General features: G+C 59.6%; 20 protein-coding genes. 10 read left to right on the forward strand and 10 right to left on the reverse strand.

The annotated features are described in order from the left end of the window. Positions 1–15: 15 nt before the first annotated feature. Entirely contained in the window at positions 16–1,005 is a 990-nt protein-coding gene (locus OA90_RS03045) for a DUF1499 domain-containing protein (RefSeq protein ID WP_068406996.1), read from the reverse strand. A 493-nt stretch (positions 1,006–1,498) separates the two neighbouring features. Between OA90_RS03045 and OA90_RS28460 the strand changes: the two genes are divergently transcribed. Both OA90_RS28460 and OA90_RS03050 read left to right on the forward strand, forming a co-directional pair. Then, positions 1,499–1,669: a hypothetical protein gene (locus tag OA90_RS28460; protein ID WP_156510366.1), complete on the forward strand. Its 171-nt coding sequence runs from the start codon at positions 1,499–1,501 to the stop codon at positions 1,667–1,669. A gap of 129 nt (positions 1,670–1,798) precedes the next feature. Beyond that, positions 1,799–2,773: a magnesium transporter CorA family protein gene (locus OA90_RS03050; RefSeq protein ID WP_068407754.1), complete on the forward strand. Its 975-nt coding sequence runs from the start codon at positions 1,799–1,801 to the stop codon at positions 2,771–2,773. 31 nt (positions 2,774–2,804) lie between these two features. Here the strand turns inward: OA90_RS03050 and pdxH are convergent, their stop codons facing one another. Then, a complete protein-coding gene (pdxH, locus tag OA90_RS03055) occupies positions 2,805–3,440 on the reverse strand; it encodes a pyridoxamine 5'-phosphate oxidase (RefSeq protein WP_068406999.1) in 636 nt (211 codons plus the stop codon). A gap of 80 nt (positions 3,441–3,520) precedes the next feature. Here pdxH and OA90_RS03060 point away from each other — a divergent pair, with 80 nt between their 5' ends. Both OA90_RS03060 and OA90_RS03065 read left to right on the forward strand, forming a co-directional pair. Further along, complete coding sequence (locus OA90_RS03060) at positions 3,521–3,988, forward strand: RT0821/Lpp0805 family surface protein (protein ID WP_208985949.1); 468 nt, start codon at positions 3,521–3,523, stop codon at positions 3,986–3,988. Between the two features lie 375 nt (positions 3,989–4,363). After that, positions 4,364–5,344: a J domain-containing protein gene (locus tag OA90_RS03065; protein WP_068407003.1), complete on the forward strand. Its 981-nt coding sequence runs from the start codon at positions 4,364–4,366 to the stop codon at positions 5,342–5,344. 198 nt (positions 5,345–5,542) lie between these two features. Here the strand turns inward: OA90_RS03065 and OA90_RS03070 are convergent, their stop codons facing one another. Together OA90_RS03070 and OA90_RS03075 are read right to left on the reverse strand one after the other, a co-directional pair. Beyond that, positions 5,543–6,031: an SRPBCC domain-containing protein gene (locus tag OA90_RS03070; RefSeq protein WP_068407007.1), complete on the reverse strand. Its 489-nt coding sequence runs from the start codon at positions 6,029–6,031 to the stop codon at positions 5,543–5,545. 11 nt (positions 6,032–6,042) lie between these two features. Then, complete coding sequence (locus OA90_RS03075) at positions 6,043–6,396, reverse strand: metalloregulator ArsR/SmtB family transcription factor (protein WP_068407011.1); 354 nt, start codon at positions 6,394–6,396, stop codon at positions 6,043–6,045. A gap of 97 nt (positions 6,397–6,493) precedes the next feature. Between OA90_RS03075 and OA90_RS03080 the strand changes: the two genes are divergently transcribed. Together OA90_RS03080 and OA90_RS03085 are read left to right on the forward strand one after the other, a co-directional pair. Then, complete coding sequence (locus OA90_RS03080) at positions 6,494–7,024, forward strand: MarR family transcriptional regulator (protein WP_068407014.1); 531 nt, start codon at positions 6,494–6,496, stop codon at positions 7,022–7,024. Between the two features lie 122 nt (positions 7,025–7,146). Beyond that, the gene (locus OA90_RS03085; protein ID WP_068407017.1) at positions 7,147–7,830 is read left to right on the forward strand and encodes a GNAT family N-acetyltransferase; all 684 of its coding nucleotides are present in this window, start codon (positions 7,147–7,149) and stop codon (positions 7,828–7,830) included. Between the two features lie 29 nt (positions 7,831–7,859). Here OA90_RS03085 and OA90_RS03090 read toward each other — a convergent pair whose 3' ends face one another. From OA90_RS03090 to OA90_RS03100, 3 genes are all read right to left on the reverse strand, one after another. After that, entirely contained in the window at positions 7,860–8,501 is a 642-nt protein-coding gene (locus OA90_RS03090) for a GNAT family N-acetyltransferase (protein WP_068407020.1), read from the reverse strand. Then, on the reverse strand, positions 8,501–9,823 hold the full coding sequence (locus OA90_RS03095) for an FAD-dependent oxidoreductase (protein ID WP_068407023.1): 1,323 nt from the start codon (positions 9,821–9,823) through the stop codon (positions 8,501–8,503). Before OA90_RS03095 ends, OA90_RS03090 begins: the two co-directional genes overlap by 1 nt. Positions 9,824–10,105: 282 nt before the next feature. Beyond that, positions 10,106–11,431 carry an FAD-binding oxidoreductase gene (locus OA90_RS03100; RefSeq protein WP_068407026.1) on the reverse strand — a complete coding sequence of 442 codons (1,326 nt, stop codon included), beginning with the start codon at positions 11,429–11,431 and terminating at the stop codon, positions 10,106–10,108. A gap of 211 nt (positions 11,432–11,642) precedes the next feature. Here OA90_RS03100 and OA90_RS03105 point away from each other — a divergent pair, with 211 nt between their 5' ends. Beyond that, on the forward strand, positions 11,643–11,873 hold the full coding sequence (locus OA90_RS03105; RefSeq protein WP_068407759.1) for a hypothetical protein: 231 nt from the start codon (positions 11,643–11,645) through the stop codon (positions 11,871–11,873). A gap of 159 nt (positions 11,874–12,032) precedes the next feature. On the opposite strand, the gene OA90_RS03110 is transcribed toward OA90_RS03105, so the two are convergent. Then, the gene (locus OA90_RS03110; protein ID WP_068407764.1) at positions 12,033–12,917 is read right to left on the reverse strand and encodes a LysR substrate-binding domain-containing protein; all 885 of its coding nucleotides are present in this window, start codon (positions 12,915–12,917) and stop codon (positions 12,033–12,035) included. 183 nt (positions 12,918–13,100) lie between these two features. Between OA90_RS03110 and OA90_RS03115 the strand changes: the two genes are divergently transcribed. From OA90_RS03115 to OA90_RS03125, 3 genes are read left to right on the forward strand one after another with little or no spacing between them, the layout of a single operon-like run. Beyond that, on the forward strand, positions 13,101–14,717 hold the full coding sequence (locus OA90_RS03115) for a GMC family oxidoreductase N-terminal domain-containing protein (RefSeq protein ID WP_068407768.1): 1,617 nt from the start codon (positions 13,101–13,103) through the stop codon (positions 14,715–14,717). Then, on the forward strand, positions 14,714–16,201 hold the full coding sequence (locus OA90_RS03120; protein WP_068407029.1) for an aldehyde dehydrogenase family protein: 1,488 nt from the start codon (positions 14,714–14,716) through the stop codon (positions 16,199–16,201). Before OA90_RS03115 ends, OA90_RS03120 begins: the two co-directional genes overlap by 4 nt. A gap of 10 nt (positions 16,202–16,211) precedes the next feature. Then, on the forward strand, positions 16,212–17,423 hold the full coding sequence (locus tag OA90_RS03125) for a mandelate racemase/muconate lactonizing enzyme family protein (RefSeq protein ID WP_068407032.1): 1,212 nt from the start codon (positions 16,212–16,214) through the stop codon (positions 17,421–17,423). Between the two features lie 28 nt (positions 17,424–17,451). On the opposite strand, the gene OA90_RS03130 is transcribed toward OA90_RS03125, so the two are convergent. Further along, positions 17,452–19,545: an EAL domain-containing protein gene (locus OA90_RS03130; RefSeq protein ID WP_068407034.1), complete on the reverse strand. Its 2,094-nt coding sequence runs from the start codon at positions 19,543–19,545 to the stop codon at positions 17,452–17,454. Positions 19,546–19,833: 288 nt separating this feature from the next. Further along, positions 19,834–21,996 carry a malate synthase G gene (locus tag OA90_RS03135; RefSeq protein WP_068407037.1) on the reverse strand — a complete coding sequence of 721 codons (2,163 nt, stop codon included), beginning with the start codon at positions 21,994–21,996 and terminating at the stop codon, positions 19,834–19,836. Between the last annotated feature and the right edge of the window lie 91 nt (positions 21,997–22,087).

Genomic DNA, 22,087 nt, shown 5'->3' on the forward strand with positions numbered 1-22,087 from the left:
GGAAGATCAGGCCGTTCAGCCCTCAAGATCGGTCAGTGCCTGATCGTCGGCGACCGGTGCGTCCTCTTCTTCGTTGTACGGTTTGAAGCCCGGAATCGGTGCGGTCTCGCGCGGCTCCTCCAGCGATTCCGGCTGAAGCTCCACCTCAGGCAGAACGCCTTCCTCGACGGACAACCGCGCCAGGTCACCATATGTTTCGAGCAACACCTGGTCGATTTCGGTAAAAACAGCGCGGATATGGTCGGGATTACCGGAAAGATCCGTGAGCGGGGTCCGCGATCTTGCGCGCACGTCGAGCAGGGCTCCAACCGGATCGGGCCGGATACGCAAAGTCACATCATGCTTCAAGCCCAGGATCCGAGAGGTGCCTTCCGCCTGCAGCCGGGTGGGCGCATCCAGAAGATCGGGAGGCAACTCGTCGACGATTTTCCAGTTCATGGCCCCGAATGCCTTGGTTCCGGCAGCATGAAGCTGGGCGGGCGCAATCCTGTATCTGCGTGACACGATGTCCGGATAGAGCACTGCCTCACCTGCGGAGGCATGGGGATCGGCGGCGGCGCCCTTCGACAGGACCGGCCAGACATGCTCCAGCGCCATGGCGTTCATCCAGGCGAGAAAAGGCTGCTCTTCGGACACTGCCTGCGGTTTCAGATAAGGCGGGTCGGCACGGTCCGTGGACAGATCGATTGTGCCCGGACGCAGGACCAGCAGGCCCAGAACCAGAGCAGGGGGAACAAGCGCCAGGCCGCTGAAGATCAAGCCCCATAACGCCGCAGGAATGCCCGGCCCGCCAAAAATCCAAATGCGGTAAAGCGCGGCAGCGGCCAGCGCCAGCGACAGCAGCGCCACTGCCGCAGCGGCAATGAGGGACAGAACAAAGACGTCCGCGTCGATCACGCCGAACCGCTGCGCCAGCAAGGCGGTGCATGCCACAGCCAGTCCGACCGCACCGGTGGTCCGGCTGACAGGTGCCGAGGCTGACTTGTAGGCGGCGTAGCGCTTCATTTCTTTCCCACTTGAGTCGCCCGCAATCGAACAGGGGGCACCGGCGTAACAATTGTTTCTTAATTTACAGGCGAATTGTCAAAATGAACTTCATTTCCGCAACCTTCTCCAGAAATTTCTGTCCCAGCAGGCTTCAGCGCCGGTGACAATCAGCCCGGAAAGCGGCGAGAAATATGTCTCCGGATCGCTCCAAATTTACTGCTCCGCTCACGGGCCAAAGTACCGGCCAAGCCCGCCACCGGCCGCAAACCTCGTCAGAAATCCGGACCCCCAAGACAATCGGTAAACAAATACTTACGGAAAACGTTCAATTTCCTGTCCATATCGTTACATCCTGTTATTTATTTTGACTAGCCGGACTTTGGCGAGAAGCGCATACTTAGCCATCCAAGTAAGAGAAAAGTCCGTGCGGACACGCCGTCTGCCCTTCGAACGCCTTATTTGGATAAGACATGCACATGTGCCCGCGAATTCCCCGTCAGAAAGCACCAGAATGCGGGTACTGAAAAACGGACAAGAGAAAATGTCTAAGCAAATTGCCAGCCCGATCGTCAAAGCACCGGATGGCGCAAAACTCATCAACTATTACAAACCCGTCGGCATCGCGGCACTTACCGCGGCAGCGCTTTGCTGCAAGAGTTCAGCCGTAAAAAAAGTCAAGTAAGCCGCCTCGGGCCTCCGCTGTCCCAGCCTGTTTTTTCCGGCTCCGCAGGGATGGTTGCCGTGGACCGGTCTGTTGGGCAAACTGCCGCTGATTCCGACACCGCTTGTGTCGCTGCGGAGATTCGCCCCGATGATCATTGCCTATTGCCCCTCTGTTAATGGCCTGGAGCGTATTGAACTTGCTCCCGGCGCGCCGCTGCCGGCCACATCGGTCTGGATCGATCTCGTTTCTCCAACGCACGACGAACAGATGGCGGCGGAGAAACTCATGGGCGCGGAAATTCCCACGCGCGATGAAATTGCTTCGATTGAAACGTCCGAACGGCTCTACGTGGAACCGGGCGCGGTGGTGATGACGGCGCAAATGCCGATTTTGGCGCGGACAATCGATCCGACGATTTCCTCCGTCACATTCGTCCTCAACGCGAAGAGACTTGTCACGGTTCGCTATGGCGAACCGAATTCCATTCTGATCGTCTCCAGAAAGGTTCAGTCCGACCCGACCATCGCGCATCTGGGACCGGCGGTCTTTTTCGCCATGCTTGAGGTTATCGTTGACCGCTGCGCCGACGAAATGGAGGCGGCTTCCAGCGAGTTCGACCAACTTTCCGTCGAAGTTTTCGAGTTCGGTCTCAACACCCGCAAGACTGACAGCTATCAGGTCGCCATCAAGCGTGTCGGGCGTATCGGGCTTCACGTCGCGAAGATGCACGATGTCTGCACCAGCCTGTCACGGACGCTGCTTTTCCTGAGCACCCATGCAAAGCGGCTCGGCCTTTCGGAAGAGCAATCCGTCGATTGCAAGATGTACGGCCGAGACATTCATTCCATCAAGGAACATGGCGACGCGCTGGACAGCAAGCTGAACTTCCTGCTCGATGCCACAGTCGGCCTGGTAACGCTCGAGCAAAACCAGATCGCGAAGATCTTCACGGTGCTGGGGCTGATTTTCCTGCCCCCCACGCTGATTGCCTCGATTTACGGCATGAACTTCGCAAACATGCCGGAGCTGCACTGGGAAAAGGGGTTCCTGTTTTCCATCAGCCTCATGCTTGTCTCCGTCATCGTGACCTTCGCATTCTTCCGCTGGAAACGGCTTCTCTAGAGCGTGTCGTGTTCAAGCGGCATGCTTTCATCTAAGGATAGAGTCGTTCTTTGGACCATGGCTGATCCGGCACGGTGCGGGTGAACAGGACACGGTCATGCAGGCGGAACGACCTGTCATGCCAGAATTCGATCGAAGTCGGAGCGAGACGCATGCCGGACCAGTGATCGGGCCTTGGAATCTCGCTGACGCCGAATTTCGCGGTATATCTTGCGACTTCCTTTTCCAGCGCGAATCGGCTTTCCAGAGGCCGGGACTGTTTCGAGGCCCATGCGCCTATCCGGCTGCCGCGCGGCCGGGTGCGGTAGTATTCGTCAGCTTCCTCATCTGAGACCTGAGACACAGGTCCACGGATGCGGACCTGGCGACGCAGGGACTTCCAGTGAAAGCACATGGCCGCCTTGCCGGCGGACAGAAGTTCCTGTCCCTTGGCGCTTTCGAAATTCGTGTAAAACACGAACCCGCGCTCATCGACTTCCTTCAGCAGCACCATCCGCACGTTCGGCAGGCCCGTCTCGTCGACCGTGGCCAGGGAAAGCGCGTTCGGGTCGTTCTGCTCCGAGGTCTTGGCGTCCTCAAACCATTCACGAAAAAGATCAAATGGGTTCTTGACCTCCGTGAAGTCACCTTTTGTTAATTCTTCGCGGGGATGTTTGAGATCTGTCATTTGTAACCTGTCGAGGGACGTAGCGGCCTCAATCGCGGCAAGGAACAGCCGGGCCCGGGAGCTGTCTGAAGATGTTTAGTATGCGTTCATATACTGCCGGCAACATCAAGATCCAACTTTTTGTGGCGATTCTGGTCATCTTTGGCCAGGCGCTTGGCGGCTGCAGCATGGTCTCCATGCCGATGGGCAGCAACAACATCGATTCCCCTACCCTCCTGACAGGCTCCATCGGGTCTTCCTCGGATGTCGCCTATGCCGACATCAATGACGACGACCGCCAGATCATTGCCGAAAACCTGGACGCCATCGGGCCGGAACTTGCGGCGGGCAACACCGCGGAAGACCTCACCCTGCCCTGGTTGAATGCCGTCAGCGGAAATTCCGGAACCTTGTCGAAACTCGAAACGGCCAGCCTCGGCGACACCGGTTGCCTGTCCTTCGAGACCACGGCGAACACCATTGCCGGGATCAAGCTTTATTCCGGCACCGCCTGCCGCGACGTGGCTCAGAAGTTCGCCGTCACGACGCTTTCCGTCTCGGACGCTTGAAGCGGCTGGAAAAGCGGCTAAAAACATGCTGTCCTTGAACTTGGGGACAATGCAAAAGAGTCTTGATAATGACCCATCTGATGGCCCATTTCCGTCCGCCGGCCAGGCGCATCGCGCCGCGCGGTCTTGTCGACAGTGCGAACGGTGCAACAAAGTCCGGCACATGGATGCGGGGCATCAAGCTCGGTCAAATGAATCATAATCAACACTCTTTGGTATCAGGCTCTGGTTTTTTTCCGGTTTCAGTCCGATATAAGGTACAAGTCCTGTCGGGTGAGACCTCGGACAACCGCACACCTGGGAAGATGGCCTCTTGTTCTCTGCGGGTATGCGTGAGGCGGCCTCCCGGACAATCTTGGAAACCTGGTAAGACGAATGCGTGATCCCTACAGCGTTCTCGGCGTGGCGAAATCCGCCAGCGAGAGCGACATCAAGAAGGCCTTCAGAAAACTGGCCAAAAAATACCACCCGGATCAGAACAAGGACGATCCGGGGGCGCAGCAGCGTTTTGCCGAAGCGAACCAGGCCTATGAAATCATCGGCGACAAGGAAAAGCGCGCCCAGTTCGACCGCGGCGAGATCGACGCGGAAGGCAAGCAGCGCTTCCAGGCGCATGGATTCGACGGCTTCGAGGGCGCCGGCGCTGCGGGCGGGGCGCGTGGCTTCAAGTCAACCGGCGGCGGCGGCAGTTTCGACGACATCCTGAACGACATCTTCGGCGGTTTCGGCGGTGGCCGGGCGCGCTCCGGTCCGGGTGCCGGCGCCGGCCCGGGTGCAGGTGCCGGGTTCACCGGCGCGCGTACCAAGGCCCCTCCGAAATCCAAAGGCAGGAATGCGGAAATCGTCGCCCGGGTGTCCCTGGAAGACATGGTCAACTCCGGCAAGACGCAGGTGACGCTGCCAAGCGGCAAGACCGTCAACGTCACCCTGCCCAAGGGGGTGGAGGAAGGCGAGAAAATCCGGCTGAAAGGCCAGGGCTATCCCGGCGAGAACGGCGGTCCGGCCGGGGATGTGATGGTCGAAATCCGCTTCCGGCCGCACAAGCTGTTTGAAGTGAAAGGCTCGGATCTGCATCTGGACCTGCCGCTCACCCTGTATGAAGCGGTGCTGGGTGCCAAGGTGAGGACGCCGACGCTTTCCGGCGCTGTCAACCTGACGATTCCGGCCAATTCCTCCAGCGGCAAGATCATGCGGCTGAAGGGCAAGGGCCTGCCGACCAAGACCGGCGGCCATGGAGACCTTCTTGTCAAGCTGCAGATCGTCATGTCGCCGAACAGCGACGACGAGTTGGAGACACTGATGAAGGCCTGGAAGGAAATCACTCCCTACCGTGCCCGCGGTCCCGAGTTCGACTAGAGCATGCCGCATTAAACTGAAATCAGGAAACCGCCCGACCGCAGTTGCCAGACAAACGCTGCCTCGGGCGTCCTCCTGAATTCATGAATCAACTCAAACGCAAAATGCCATGGACATCATGTTCCGGTATCAAAACCCTGTGTCCGAGTGCCGCCCCGGGGCGGCACCTGTCTGATTGAACCCGATTGCCCCGGACAGCTACTGCAGTTCCGCAAGGAGCTCTTCCAAAAGCTCCATACCTTTGCCCCAGCCCTTGTCCAGACCACTGATAGCGCCTTTGAAACAGGCAATTTCAGCATCGGTTGCCTCATGGGGCGTCCAGACCAGCCGGACGTCGGTGTTCTCGCCCGCCACCAGAAACGTCACGGTTGTCATCAATACGCGCGGCCAGTCGGGCATCATCGAATTCGCGGCTACATTCCAGTCCGCGTCAGCTACCGAATGCAGCCAGACCAGTTTTTCCGGTGGAAGGACCTCCGTGTACTCGACCCGCTGATAATGCGAGCCGCCACCCATTTTCATCTCGTTGAGCCAAAGGCCGCCCGGTCGGACATCCAGCTTGTGGATGATTGTCTCGACACCCGGGCCATACCAGCGTGCGAGCAGGTCCGCCTCCGTCCAGCTTCTCCAGACAAGGTTGCGTGGTGCCTTGAAACGTCTTTCAAGTATGAACTCCGGCAAAGCCACTTTGCTTCTCCCTAAAAATCCGTGTTTTTCAATTCTCTCAAGAGATCATCGAGCTGATCGAAGCTCGACGACCAGAACCGGCTGAACTCTTCGAGCCAGGCTATGGCGCTTTTCATCGGTGCTGCGTTCAGTCGGGCGGGTCTGCGTTGCCGGTCTGAAGCCCGTGTGATCAAACCGGCCCTTTCCAGAACCTTCAGATGCTTCGAAACCGCCGGCTGGCTCATTTCAAAAGGTGCCGCAAGCTCGTTGACCGACGCTTCGCCTGCCGCAAGCCGCGTCAAGATCTGCCTGCGCGTCGGATCGGCAAGCGCTGAAAAAACAGCATCGAGGTCGATCCGTGCATTTTCATAACCAACTTGTTCCATAACCAATCAGTTATATTAGTTCTCCTTAAGGCGCAAGTTTTCTTCTTGTGTGAGATAATATCTTTTTATATAACTTGTTATATTAATGGAGACTCGCATGGTTGAAGATGTCGTCCGTTCGCTCGGCTATGCCACGCTTGGCAGCCGGTTGAAGCGGATCGGGGAGAAGCTGCAGGCGCAGACGCAGGAGTTGACGGAGGTGCTGGCGGGCACAGATCTGCCGACACCGCACAATCCTGTTCTGGCGGCGCTGGACCTGCACGGTCCCCTGAGCATCGGCGATCTGACGAGAGCTTTGGGGCAGAGCCAGCCGGGGGTGACCCGGATGGTCAACAGGATGAAATCGGATGGCCTCGTCGAAGCACGGCCCGACGAAAAGGACGGACGGGTTAGCCGGATTTCGCTGACGGACGCGGGCACTCGCCTGGTAGCGCATTTGCAGTCGACGCTCTGGCCCGCTGCCTTTATCGCCGTGCAGGACGCCTGCGCGGCGCTCGAAGGGCCGTTGCTGGATCAGCTTGCCCAGTTGGAAGACGCGCTTGCGGACAAGCCTCTTTCCCGGCGGAAACCGGATGAACCGCTGCCTCCCTGGAACACGCTTAGCCGGGCTCCTGAGAAAGAGCGATGATCTGGTGTATCCAAAACGGCTGGACCACACCGGAAAATGCCCGGACCTCTCGTCAGATCCGGGACCACATAAAGCGCGTGGCACTATGAGTTCGAACACAAGCGTTCCCTAGGGTGAACCCGATGACACAGATTTTCAACCGCTCCGTCTGGTCCGCCTTGACGACGAGACAGAGCGCTTTTTCGCGCGGCGGCGATCTGGCCAAGAGGTTCGATCCCGCTGTCTCGCCCTTCGCGGCGTCCAAGGACAACTCCCATCAGGCGCTCGAGGCACTGGCTGACCTGATCGCCCCCGGAGAGGATCACGTTTATCTGCTGCAGGCCGAGGATATCGCCCTGCCCGATGCGCTGGACGCGGAAGTGGCAGCGCGTGGTGTCCTTATGACGGAGCGGCGCTCCGGACCGGATGCAGAAACGCAGGACCGCATTGTCCCGCTGACCGCCAACGATATTCCGGAGATGGTTGCCCTTGCAGACCTGACCAAGCCCGGCCCCTTCACCGCCCGGACGCCTGAACTCGGGCGGTTCTGGGGCGTGAAGCACGAGGGGCGGCTGGCGGCCATGGCAGGAACCCGTTTGAATGTGAGCGGGTTCACCGAGGTCAGCGGCATCTGCACCCATCCAGATTTTCGTGGGCGCGGACTTGCTTCCAAGCTTTCCCGCCACGTCGCCGCTGAAATCCGGGCGCGCGGTGACACACCCTTCCTGCATGCCTATGCAGACAATCACGGTGCGATAACGCTTTACCGCAAACTCGGCTTTGAAATCCTCAGAGAGGTGAATGTCGCGGTCGTGCGGCGGCGATAGGCCTTCTCGTTTCCGGAAGGTTTCCAAAGCTACAGATTGACCTCAAATCCGCACCAAATCGTGCCTCTGGAGCCGCCACTCCGGTCTTCAAGAACCGGTTTGAACCCTCTGGCCGCCCAGAACTTCAGTCCGCCGTCGTTCACGGCGCTCACACCTGCATGCACCGTGGTGACGCCTTCGGCTCCCGCCGCCGCGAGCCAGGCCTGCAAAAGACGTGAGCCGATGCCCCTGCCCTGGGCGCGGGGATGCAGGTTCATGTGAATATGCGCAGGGTAAAGGCGCACGATTTCGTCCGGTACAGACTTGAGATGATGGATCATCCAGGAACGGACCTCGTCTGGCGACCAATCTGCCCGGTCCCCTTCCGGCTCGGCGTATCTTTCACGCAGTTCCGGCCACCAGTCCGTCTCCAAGCGGCGTTCGAAACCTCGGGTATCGGCCGCGCCGACCGCATATCCGGCAACGCCTTGCAAATCTTCTGCGACAACCGCAATCGCCCCCTTCAGCGCCACATAGGGCGCGGCGTAAATCGCGCCGATCAGGCCGGGATCCTTATAAAGGGATGAGGCGTCCTTGCCGGCGTCCCCAGTCAACAGACAGATAGAATTGACTGCGTCCAAATCGCGGGGCTGAGCACGACGGATCTCCACTGGCTCCACCGAAAGTGCCATCACCAGTCCTTCAGCCCGTACCACCAATAGGCCCCCTGCAGGTAAAGCTTGCGCAGGGCCGGGAGCGGGAACTTCTTGAATGGGCGCAGCAAGGGTGACGGCAGATCCTGCGGCCGCAGCGTGCCCATGATCAGGCCGGCGACTTTCTCGCCGGAGATCGAGGCCATGGCGATGCCGCTGCCGTGCCAGCCCATTGCGGCATAAAGGCCAGCCGCACCCGGAACCTCGCCGACGAAGGGCGTCAGCGTGCGGGCAAGGCAGACATGCCCGTACCAGCTGAAGTCCGCTTCCACATGCGCCCAGGCCGGGAACATGGTTTCGAAATCGGTGCGCGCGCGGTTTTGCATGGCCGCCAGCGCCGCGGCATTCTCGAAAAGTCCGCCACGGGTTCCAAACAGGAACCGCCCGTCCGGCAGAAGCCGGAAATAATGCAGGAGCGTGCGGGTGTCGGCCGCCATCGTTTCCGATGTCCAACCCTGGGCTGCCAACTCGCCCTTGGTCAACGGGCGGGTGACACGGATCGACGACATCACCGGCAGCGTGCGGCCGTGTATCCACCTGGGAACATCTTCACGTGCGTAGCCGTTTCCCGCCAGAACCACTTTCCGGGCGCGGACAAATCCATGTTCGGTCTCAAGGCGCCAGCGGTCGCCATCACGGCTCAGGGAGGTCACGGGCGACTTGCCGAAGATCTTGCCACCGCTCTTGCGCACCCGGTCCGCAAGCGCCTGGACGTAGATCATCGGGTTCAGGGCAAAGCCGTAGGGCACATGCAGGCCGCCATGAAAATTGGGGCCGCCATAGCCCTCGCCAGCCAGTTCGTCCCTTGCAAGGAACCGCGCCTTGATACCGAAGGTTTTCATGAGAAAATCGACGTCCGAGCGCAGGCCCACGGCATCTTTCGGGCGATGGGCAAGGAAGATCTCGCCTTTTGAATGGCGCTCGGCATCCACACCCCAGCTGTCGAGCCGTTGAGCTACGAGATTGACCCCTGCCACCTGATAGGCAACGAACTTGCGGGCTTCATCGAGCCCGAATTTGCGAAGCAACTGATGTTCGTTGAGCTTGGTGCCACCCATGCAGCAAAACCCGCCATTGCGGCCCGAAGCCCCATAGCCGACGTGTTCGGCTTCCAGAACACAGACCGAGACGCCCGCCTCCGCAAGTTTCAATGCAGCGCTCAATCCCGCATAGCCGCCGCCGATCACGGCAACATCGAACAGCGCATTGCCGATCAGTTGCCGATCGGCGCGCGGCTGGGGAATGCTGGCTTCCCAGTAGCTGCCAATCGTCTGGCGTGTTTCCGATTGAGTCTGCTGCATCAGGTCATGGCCCCATGGACGAGAAGAGAACGGTGTTGAAATCGGAGACTGCAGGCAGGGAAAGTGCCGACAGCACAGCCTCCCGTCGGCCGGGACAATCCGGATATGGAAGACATGTGTCCTTCCATATCCTTCCGATCAGATTTGTTGGCCCTTTCCCCATCCGGCTAACATTGGTAAAATGACCTATTTTTCCTGCGCTTTCGTTTCCCCTGTAAGCGCAAATCGTTTCAAACCGTCTCGATTTCATTGTCAGCGCCATAACCTAATTGTCCAAAGACTCTAGACCCCAAGCCTGTCGCGCAACGAGAACCACGTCATTGCCAGAACAAGCAGTGGAAAGCGGAGACGGTCGCCTCCCGGGAACGCCGGAATGTCAAGTTTTTCAAACACGTCGAACCGGCCGGCTTTTCCGGCAACCGCATCCGCCAGGATCTGTCCTCCAAGCGTGGCCATGGCAACCCCATGGCCGGAATAGCCGGATGCCGTCAGCACATTGGAGGCGGGCCGCGCGAAATAGGGCATGCGTTTTGGCGTGATCGCCAGGGTCCCGCCCCAGCCGTAGTCGATCGCCGCATCTTCAAGCTGCGGGAAGATCTCCAGCATTGGCCTGCGCACAAAGGACCTGATGTCCTCGGGGAACCGGTAGCCGTAGTTTTCGCCCCCTCCGAACAACAGACGGCGGTCGGCGGAAAGACGGAAATAGTTGATGACGAACTTGCTGTCCGCGACAGCGACATTGTTGCGGATGATCTCCGCCGCTTCTCCTTCCGAGAACGGCTCCGTCGCGACAATGAAATTGTTGATGGGCATCACATGTGCGGCCGTTCGCCGTTCGAGCCGACCGAGATACCCGTTGCAGGCCAGGATCAGGTGGTCGGCACGGACTTCACCGTCCTCGGTCTTTACCGTGACGCGGCCCTGCCCCTGCCCTTCAATGCCCGTGACCCGGGTCTCCTCGAACAGCGTCGCACCGGCGCTTTCCGCCGCCCTGCCGAGCCCAAGCGCAAAATTGAGCGGATGAAGATGCCCGGCGCCCATGTCGAGCGAGCCGCCGAAGTACCGCGGGCTACCCACATGCTCGCCAATCTCGTCGCCGTCTATGAAGCGGATGTGCTCATACCCGTAGGCAAGATGCAGATGCTCGACATAGTCCCGGCTGTCCTCGACAAACTTCCTGCGGTGATCGGCATGCAGAATGCCGGGAGTGTAATCGCAGTCGATTTCATGGGTGGCGATAAGGCGCTTTACCAGCGCCTTGGATTCTTCGGCAAGCTCCCACAAGAGTTTCGCATGCGCCTTGCCGTGACGCGCCTCCAGAACCGTCTGTTCGACCCGCTGCCCGGAACCGACCTGTCCACCGTTGCGGCCCGAGGCACCCCAGCCGATCCTGTTGGCTTCCAGCAGGATGACGTTCAATCCGTGCGCGGCCAGATGCAGTGCCGCCGACAGGCCTGTGTAACCGCCGCCGACGACACAGACGTCGCAACTTTGCGGTCCGTGCAGAGGCGGATGCGATGTCGTCCAGTTAGCGGTGGCCGCGTAATAGGACGGTGCATGCCGGCCGGGAGCATCGTTCGCCGTCAGGAGATCAAGTGCTGTGAGCATGTCCGATCACCGGCTCCTATGGATCCATTCTGCAATAGAGTTGATATGTTGCCCCACCAGAAGGTACACCTTCCATTGTTCACAATTGAGTTTCAAGGTGAAATCGGTTCACGACGGGCAGGTTTTTGCCTGATTTTGCAACATCTTGCATCTCTCCCAGCGTCAGCTCCGGAGCGATGCCGCCCACTTGATCCGAAAGGAAGGCAAAACCGTGTTAGGCCCCGTTGAACATCCCTGGTTCGATCCGCTGTGGAGACGCTACCTGCTTGTTGCCGTGTGCGCCGCCTGGACAGGCGTGGAGTATTATTTCGGCAGCACCACATGGTTTTATGTGACGCTGGGCATCACGGTTTATGCGGGCTGGTCGTTTCTTTATCATTACAAGAGCCCGGACGACCCTGCGCGAAATCCCAAGCCAGAGACAAATCAGGATGAGGAATGACAATCCGCCTGCCGCAGGATAGTTGTTCGATTTTGCTCCCTCTTCAGCCTGCCGTCTGCCGCACTCATCTTTCATTCCTGCCGCCACAATCGCGTTCCCGGGACGCTCCGGCTTGACCGGACGTCTGTTCAGATGACGCCTTAATTCCAGTGAAGTCGGTCAGACCTTCATTTCGCGGATCATCCAGTCGCAGAAAACCTGGGCATCGGGGCTGAGGCCCTGGCGTGGGCCGGAGGTGACGAGAAAATAGCTGTGCCGGCTCTTGATCTTCCTGGGAGACGACCTGATCAACCGCCCATCCTCCAGATAAGGCTGTGCGAGAGTTTCCAGCACCAGCGCATGACCGTGGCCTCGGGCGGCCAGTTCCAGTGCCGACAGGCTCTGGTCCACCTGAAGTCCGGTGCGCGGAGGAACCGGGTGCGCGTAGCTGCGAAAGAAGCTCTCCCACGTATCGACAACACCCATGATGTCCAGACGGGTGGCTCCGGCGAGAACGTCCAGATCCCTTTGGCCGGGGTCGAGCGCCAGGTCCGGATGACAGACCGGGACGATGGGATCGTTGAGCAGAAATTCCACCGACCCGTCTGTCCAGGCGCCGTCACCGAAGCGTACGTCGATGTCGAACAGGTCCGGATTGAGAACCTCCGCCCAGGACGCCGAGATCATCTGAAGGTCGATTTCCGGATACGCCTCCTGAAAGGCCTTCAGGCGCGGGATCATCCACAACTGGCAGAAGCTGTTCAGGCAGCGGAAGCGGACCGGTTTTCTGTCCCGTTCTCCGAAAACGGAAACCGTGGCGATGGACAGGTCGGAGAAGGCCTTTTCGACGCTCGGCAGGTAGGTCTGCCCAAGCCGTGTCAAAACCACTTCCCGGTGCACCCGGCCGAAGAGCGGATAACCGAGATGCTGCTCGAGCTGGCGCACCTGGTAACTGACTGCGGCCGGAGTGATCAGCAGTTCTTCAGCGGCCCGGGTGAAATTTCCCAGACGCGCGGCCGCCTCGAAAGAGCGCAACCAGGAAAGCGGGGGCAGATTATAGGCCATGCCGGTGTCTCCGTTGGCGTATTCTTCCACTGTGATCCAATGGCGAGCGATCAAATCATCGTTTTATAAACAGGACCCTCTTTCAAATTTTTTCAATACTATGTCAAAAAATTATTCGTTTCAGATTTTTCAGATCTTGCCGGAAACTTGTGCCCACGAACAGGCATCACGGCAGTGCGGCGCATGGAAACAGTCGATTACATCATTGTGGGAGCAGGGTCCGCCGGATGTATCCTGGCAGAGCGGTTGAGCGCAGATCCCCAGACCAGCGTTCTGCTGCTGGAAGCTGGCGGACCGGATTCCTCTCCCTGGGTGTCCCTGCCGCTCGGCTATGGCAAGCTCAATGCCGACCCGAAGCGGACCTGGCGTTTCATGACCGAGACGGACCAGGAGTTGGGTGGACGCAGTATCTGCTGGCCGCGCGGCCGTCTGCTGGGCGGCTCCGGATCCATCAACGCCATGGTCTATTGCCGCGGTCTTCCCGGCGATTTCGAGGACTGGGAAAGATCCGGTGCTGTCGGCTGGAACTGGCGGGACGTCAAATCCACCTTCGAACGGCTTGAAACCAAGGTGGGGCCGCTCGGTGAGAAACAGGGGAACGGACCCATCCATGTTCAGAACATCACCAATCAGATCCACAGGGTAAACCGGCACTTTCGTGCCGCAGTCATGGAAGTCGGCCTGCCCTGGTCGGACGATTTCAACGGCGACAATCCCGAAGGCGGCGGCATCTACCAGATCAACACCCGCAATGGCCGGCGCTGCTCGTCCGCGCGTGCCTTCCTGCGTCCTGCCCTTGCCCGCCGCAACCTCGCCCTGCGCATGAATGCCCAGGCCAGACGCATCCTGTTTGACGGACTGACCGCGCATGGGGTCGAGCTGGTCAGCGGCGAGACAGTCTTCGCCCGGCGCGAGGTTATCCTGTCAGCGGGGGCAATCGGGTCACCGCAGCTGTTGCAGGTTTCCGGCATCGGTCCGGGCGCGTTGCTCAGCGGTCTGGGCATTCCCGTGATCCACGACAACAGGAATGTCGGCGGCAATCTGCAGGATCATCTCGCCGCGAATTTCACCTTCCGCGCCCGCGAGGCAACGCTCAATGCGGTATTGCGCCCCCTGTTCGGGCAGGCACTCGCGGCCCTGCAATACGCGGCAACACGCAAGGGGCCACTGTCGCTGTCGGTGAACCAGTGCGGCGGTTTTCTGAGATCGCGCCGGGAGCTAGACCGGCCAGACCAGCAGCTTTACTTCAATCCGATCAGCTACCGCCTGACGCCCTATCGAAACACGACACGGTTTACGATCGATCCGTTCAACGGCTTCATCATCTGCGCACAGCCTGCCCGGCCGACCAGCCGGGGGCGCATCGACATCAAGAGCGCCGACAGCACGATTGCACCGGCGATCCGTCCGAATTCCCTCGCCACGGAAGAGGACCGGCGAACCGTTATCGACGGCGGCAGACTGTGCCAGAAGCTGATGTCCAGCAATGCCCTGAGCAAGCTGGCAGAGAACTCCGTCGCACCGCACCTGAACGAATTGGACGACGATGGCATCCTGGCGGATTTCCGGGCTCGTGCAAGCACGGTCTTCCATCCGGTTTCCACCTGCCGCATGGGCGAGAACCGCGGGACCACCGTCGTCAGCAGCCGGTTGAAAGTCCACGGCGTCGATGGCCTTCGCGTTGTCGATGCTTCCGCTTTTCCGAATATCACTTCGGGCAATACCAACGCCCCGACCATGATGCTGGCCCTCAAGGGGGCCGATCTCATTCTCGAAGACCAAAGACGGAACATGCAATGACTGTCCAGGATATCGTACAGGACTACCTGAAGACGGGAATGCTGGTGTCGCTGCCCGATGGCCACTTCATAGACGGCAGGTTCACCGCCGCATCCGACCGCAAGATGGAAAGCTTCGATCCGGGCCGCGCGGAAGTCTTCGCTGAATTTTCCCTCGGCCGGGAGGCCGACATGGACCGGGCGATCGCGGCTGCCGAAAAGGCGGCGAAACACTGGCGCCATGTCGCTCCCGCCGAACGCTGCCGCATCCTGAACACCGTCGCCCGTGTCCTCTGGGAAAACGCCGACCGGCTTTCGGTCATCGAGGTGGTCGACAGCGGCAAGACCCTCGCGGAGGCCTCCGGCGACGTTCAGGCATCGGCACGCCTGTTCGAATATTACGCCGGCGCCGCCGACAAGCTCGATGGCCGGTCGGTCAATCTGGGGTCTGCCTACACCGCGTTCACCATGCGCGAACCGGTCGGAGTAACAGGGCACATCATTCCCTGGAACTATCCCACCTCGACCTTCGCGCGCGGTGTCGCCCCCGCTCTGGCCGCCGGCTGTTCCGTCGTGGCAAAACCCGCCGAAACCACTCCGTTCACAGCGCTGGTGATGGCGCAGCTGCTGTCCGAAGCCGGCGTGCCGGACGGGTTGGTGAATGTGGTGACCGGTCTTGGGACCGATGTTGGCGCGAAAATGGCGCAGGACCCGCGCATCAAGCAGCTCACTTTCACGGGCTCCGTTGCGACGGGGGTTCATGTCGCGCAGATGACAACACCAAACGTGACCCGCCTGACGCTGGAACTTGGCGGCAAGTCGCCGCTGCTCGCCTTTCAGGATGCCGATCCGGACAAGGTTGCCGATGGCGCCTATTGGGCGATTTTCTCCAACTCGGGCCAGATCTGCTCCGCCGGATCGCGTCTCATCCTGCACAAATCGATCCGAGACGAGGTTCTTGCAATTCTCGCGGAACGGGCACGAAAGATCAAAACGGCGCACGGCCTGACGGCTCCCGATATGGGAGCGATCAACTCGGACCTGCATCTGTCCCGCATCAAGGCTCATGTGGATGCGGCAAAAGCCAGAGGCGCCAATATCCTCACCGGCGGAGACGTCACCACCGACGCGGACACCGGCAAGGGCTGGTTCTTCCAGCCGACCATCATCGCGGACCTTCAGCCTGACGATCCGGCTGTGCAGGAAGAAATCTTCGGTCCGGTGCTCGCAGTGCAGAACTTCGAAACCGAAGAAGAAGCCGTCGCCCTTGCCAACGGCACGGAGTTCGGTCTGGTGGCCAGCGTCTACACATCCGATGTTGGCCGGTCGATGCGTATTGCCTCGGCCCTCGACTGCGGCCAGGTTTCGGTCAACGACTATTGGGCAGGCGGACTGGAACTGCCTTTCGGTGGCAACAAGAAATCCGGTTACGGACGCGAAAAAGGCTGGGAAGGCCTGGACGCATATACCAAGGTGAAATCGATCACCATCAGCAACGCAAGCTAAACGGTTCCAAATGAAACTCGACCAAATCGAGACATTCGTCGTTGAAAATGCTCCGCCACGCCATGGCGGCCGCTATTTCATCTTCGTCAAGCTGGTGACTGCCTGCGGCATCACCGGCTACGGCGAAATCTACAACGCCACCTTCGGCCCGCATCTGGTGGCCGACATGGCGAAGGATGTTTTCCAGCGCCAGTTCGAAGGCGCGGATCCGCATCATATCGAGAAACTCTGGCACAAAACCTATGGCGCCGGTTATACGCTGCGCCCGGATGTCACCGTCATGGGTGTGCTGTCCGGACTGGAAATGGCCTGCTGGGACATTATCGGCAAGGCGGCGGGCAAACCGGCCTACGAGTTGCTTGGCGGCAAGGTGCACGAGAGGCTGCGCACCTATACCTATCTCTACCCTGCGGAAGGCGACGTCTATCCGGACCCTGCCCTGCCGAATGTCTATAACGATCCGGACATGGCCGCCGAAGTGGCCGTCAAAGCCGTCGAGCAGGGTTTCACGGCGGTCAAGTTCGACCCGGCCGGGGCCTACACCATCTATGACGGTCATCAGCCGAGCCTGGAGGACCTGGACCGTTCGGAAGGTTTCTGCCGCGCCATCCGCGAAGCCGTCGGGACAAGAGCCGACCTGTTGTTCGGCACTCACGGCCAGTTCACGGTCTCCGGCGCAAAGCGCATGGCCCGCCGGCTGGAAGCCTATGATCCGCTGTGGTTCGAAGAGCCCATTCCGCCCGAACGACCTGAAGACATGGCGGAAGTTGCCCGCTTCACCTCCATTCCCGTTGCGACCGGTGAACGGCTTTGCACCAAATACGAGTTCTCCAGGGTTCTGGAAACCGGAGCAGCGGCCATTCTCCAGATGAACCTCGGCCGGGTCGGCGGGCTGCTGGAGGGCAAGAAGATCGCGTCGATGGCCGAATGCCGTTCCGCGCAGATCGCGCCGCATCTCTACTGCGGTCCATTGGTTGCCCTTGCGAACATCCAGCTGGCGACCTGCAGCCCGAACTTCCTGGTGCTGGAGTCGATCCGCCGCTTCGACGGCTTCTATGCCGATCTTCTGAAAACGCCGATCCGCTGGGAAGACGGCTACGTCATCCCCTCAGGTGAACCGGGCCTTGGCCACGACTTCAACGAGGAGATCGCGAAGGCCAATCCGTACACGGGCAACGAGTTGCACCTCGGGCTTCAGGAGCGGCCGGCTCTTCCGCTTTAGGGTGAGAGGCGGCAGAAATGCTGCCCTTTCACGCGACCTCGCTGACGGGGCCGATTTTACAGACCTCCGGAGGGTTGTTTTCTTCGGACCGGTCCGTCGCGAGCCTGGCGACCAGAGAGCGGATGTCGTCGACAGGCATTGGTTTGCCGAAGAGAAAGCCCTGCACTTCATTGCAGCCTTGCGCGGCCAGAAGGCCAAGGTGCTCTTCGGTTTCCACGCCCTCGGCGAGCACCGGGATATCAAGGCTTTCCGCCAGGATAATCGTCGCCTTCACGATGGCGTCGGATTGCCGGTTGCTGCCCAGATCCTTCACGAATTCGCGGTCGATCTTGATCTTGTCGAACGGGAAGGCCTGCAGGGTCGCCAGCGAGGAGTATCCGGTTCCATAGTCGTCCATAACGATACGCACACCGAGGCGCTTAAGCTGGTGAATGATCTGCAGGGCGTGTGCAGTGTCGGCAATGATGCCGGTCTCCGTAATCTCCAGTTCAAGCCGCGCCGGATCCAGTCCGCTGCGTTCAAGCGTCCGTTCCACAAAACCCGGAAATTTGCTGTCGGAGAGCTGCACCTGGGCGATATTCACGGCGATCTTGAGGGGCTCCGGCCAGGCAGCAGCCTCATGGCAGGCGGTGCGGAGGACCCAGGTGCCAATTTCGAGAATCAGTCCGGTTTCCTCGGCAATCGGAATGAATTGCGAGGGTGACACCTTTCCACGCTTTGGATGGTTCCAGCGCAACAAGACCTCGGTCCCGGTAACGGCCCGTGTCGCGACGTCGTTCTGAAGCTGATAATAGAGCTCGAACTCATCATTTTTGAGCGCATTGCGCAGATCCATGGCAAGGGCGCTGCGGTCGCGGATCTGCTGATCCTTGTCCTCATTGTAACAAAGGGCGGTATTTTCGCCCTCCTCCTTGGCGCGGCGCATCGCGCGCTCGGCCGCATCGAGAAGCTGAACCCCGCTGGAACCGTGGTCCGGATAAAGAGCATATCCAACATTGCAGCCAACACGGATATCCTTGCCGCGCCACGTCATGGGCTGCGATACCAACTTCTGCACCCGTTTGCAGAATTCGAGTACATAGCCTCGATTGTAAGAGGGTTTTCCGACAATGACGAATTCATCGCCGCTGAGCCTGGCAACATACTCGCCCTGTTCCAGGTGCTCGGACAGACATTTTGCGACGTGACGTAAAAATGCGTCCCCGCCGGAGTAGCCGAGAACCTCGTTCACTTCCTTGAATCTGGTCAGATTGCAGCTCATCACGACAATGCGTGCGTTGTCATTTGTGACCCCGGACAGGGCCGCGTCCAGATATCTGTCGAGAGCCCCCCGGTTGGGCAGCCCGGTCATGGGGTCGTGATGAGCCACGTGATGCAGCTTGTTGTCGGTATCCTGCGCATTTGCGGAATCGATCGAATACGTAATCATCGCCGACAGCATGAGAACGCCCATAGTGAAAACAATGGCTATTCCGACAAGCCTGTTGGAGACGAGATCGCTGGTGCTGGCGTCCAGACGCAATGGCGTGATATCCACGCCGGCCATGGAAACAAAATGCAGGCCGGACACCGCGAGGATGAAGCTGAGCACGGCGCCATATTTGCAATAACGTGTCGCCGGCCGCACCACTCGGTTGGTCACCAGCATTCCGAAGACACAGGCAAGGACGACCGAGGCGGCCACATACGACAGGGAAACCGTCAGGATCCCGGACACCTTCATCGCCTCGATGCCAATGAAATGCATGACCACGATGGACGCTCCGAGAACCAGCCCGCCAACCTCGATCAGTATCGATCTTCGCGTAACGCTGCTGATCAGCAGTCCGGCGGTGGCGCCGCACACGGCGACCACCAGCGACATCACCGTCAACCCGAGATCATACCCCAGTATGAACGGGCTTTCATAGGCGATCATCGCGAGAAAATGCGTACTCCAGATTGTTCCGCCCGCGATCAGACCGGAAAGAAGCAGCCACAGATACTTGAGACTACCATGCGTCCGGCGTACTCTTGCGAATAGCCGCATGGTCAGAACTGAGCCGACCGTCAAAATTATTACCGCCAGCAGAACAAACAGCGGATCATGTTCGAAAGCGATACATGAAAGAACAGTCAGCATCTCTTACTCCAGAAGACACAAAATACCTCCTTTCCCTGGAGAATTCGTAAAAACACGTGTTTGAAACACAGTATCAATAATGAAAAGTTACCCACCCTAATCCGTTGAAATAAATATCGTATCGGCGCGATTTCACACTTATTCCGGTAAACGATATTTATCTCAATTTTTAGGTGTTCATCTTTCGCGTTTCAACACCCACTCCCAGCTCACCCGGCAGCCCGCAAATGCCCCGGGCTGTAGCGCCATGCGGCGCTCGAAGGGCCCGGGCGCATGCCGCGCCGGCCCTCATGCAGCCGTCTTCGCCTTGAATTCGATCCGGCGGCGGTGGAGGACCGGCTCGGTATAGCCGTTCGGCTGTTTCGTTCCTTCCAGCACCAGCTCACAGGCCGCCTGGAAGGCGACGGAGTCGTCGAAATTCGCGGCCATCGGGCGGTAACCGGGATCTCCGGCATTCTGACCGTCAACCACTGCAGCCATGCGCTTCATGGTCTCCATCACCTGATCCTTGCTGACCACACCGTGATGCAGCCAGTTGGCGATGTGCTGCGAGGAAATTCGCAACGTCGCCCGGTCTTCCATGAGGCCGACATTGTTGATGTCCGGCACTTTGGAGCAGCCGATGCCCTGTTCCACCCAGCGCACGACATATCCCAAAATACCCTGGGCGTTGTTGTCCAGCTCCGCCTGGATATCTTCAGGCGTCCAGTTCGGCCGCTCCGCTATCGGAATGGACAGAATATCCTCCAGTCCGGCGCTTTCGCGGGACTTCAATTCGGCCTGGCGCTGCGCGACGGACACCTTGTGGTAATGCAGGGCATGCAGGGTGGCCGCCGTCGGTGACGGTACCCAGGCCGTATTGGCCCCCGCCATCGGATGGCCGATCTTCTGCTCCAGCATGGCTTCCATCAGGTCCGGCATAGCCCACATGCCCTTGCCGATCTGGGCATGGCCGGGGAGCCCGCAGGCCAGCCCGACATCGACGTTGTTGTTTTCATAAGCGGTGATCCAGGCCGCCGCTTTCATGTCGCCCTTGCGGATCATCGGCCCGGCTTCCATGGAGGTGTGCATCTCATCTCCGGTCCGGTCGAGGAAACCGGTGTTGATGAAGAACACCCGGTCTTTCGCCTGGCGGATGCATTCCTTCAGGTTCACCGTGGTACGGCGTTCCTCGTCCATGATGCCCATCTTGAGCGTATGGCGCGTCATGCCGAGCGCGTCCTCCACCCGATCAAAAATCCGCGATGCGAAAGCCACCTCCTCGGGTCCGTGCATCTTCGGCTTGACGATGTAAACCGAACCTGCGCGGCTGTTGGTTTGCCGGCCCTTCGGTCCGATATCGTGCAGCGCGATCATCGATGTGATCATGGCGTCCAGAAGACCTTCCGGCACTTCGTTGCCGTCCTTGTCCAGCACCGCGTCAATCGTCATGAGGTGGCCGACGTTGCGTACCAGCAGCAGCGAGCGGCCATGGAGCGTCACGGCGCTGCCGCTGGGTCCTGTATAGTGCCGGTCGCCATGCATGCGCCGGGTGACGGTTTTGCCGCCCTTTTCAAACGTCTCTTCCAGATCGCCCTTCATCAGGCCGAGCCAGTTGGTGTAAACGGCCACCTTGTCCTGCGCGTCGACCGCGGCGACAGAATCCTCGCAATCCATGATCGTCGACATGGCGGATTCCAGAACGATATCGGAGATATGGGCCTTGTCGGTGCTGCCGATCGGATGCTGACTGTCGATATTGATTTCCAGATGAAGACCGTTCTTGACCAGCAGGATCTTGTAGGGAGCGCTTGCATCGCCGGAAAAACCTGCGAATTGAGCTTCATCGGCAAGAGAGACGGAACCGGTTTCCGTAGCGATCTGAAGCGCGCCGCTGTTCACGGCCAGTCCGGTGACGCTGGACCAGCTTCCGCTTGTCAGTGGCGCCGCCTCGTCTAGCGCCTTGCGGGCATGCGCGATCACTTCCGCCCCACGCGCTTCATCATATCCGCCGCCCTGCGGCCGGCTGCCCATGGCGTCCGTGCCGTAAAGCGCGTCGTAGAGCGATCCCCAGCGGGAGTTGGCGGCATTCAGAGCGTATCGTGCATTCATCACCGGAACGACAAGCTGGGGACCGGCGACTTCGCCGATTTCCGGATCGACATCGGTGGTCCCGACCTCGAAATCACCCTCATCGGGCACCAGATAGCCGATTTCGCTCAGAAAGGATTTATAGGTCTCCATGTCCGGAGTCCCCGGATTGGCCTTGTGCCAATCGTCGATCCTCGCCTGCAGGGCATCGCGTTTTTCCAGCAGGGCCCGGTTGACCGGAGCCAGATCGTGAACCAGCGCGGAAAGGCTTTTCCAGAAATGATCCTGGTCGACACCTGTCTCCGGCAAGGCTTCGCCGTTGATGAAATCGAAGAGTACCCTTGCGACTTTCAATCCATGGACATCGATCCGGCCGGTCATTCCTGTCTCCCTAAAATCCGTTTGTCTTCAGGGCACGACCCCGAGACCCGTTACGAGCTGCCAGTGTTTTGGGATGAAACCGGGCGGGCGT

This window comes from Labrenzia sp. OB1, from assembly GCF_001624695.1.
GTDB lineage: Bacteria > Pseudomonadota > Alphaproteobacteria > Rhizobiales > Stappiaceae > Roseibium.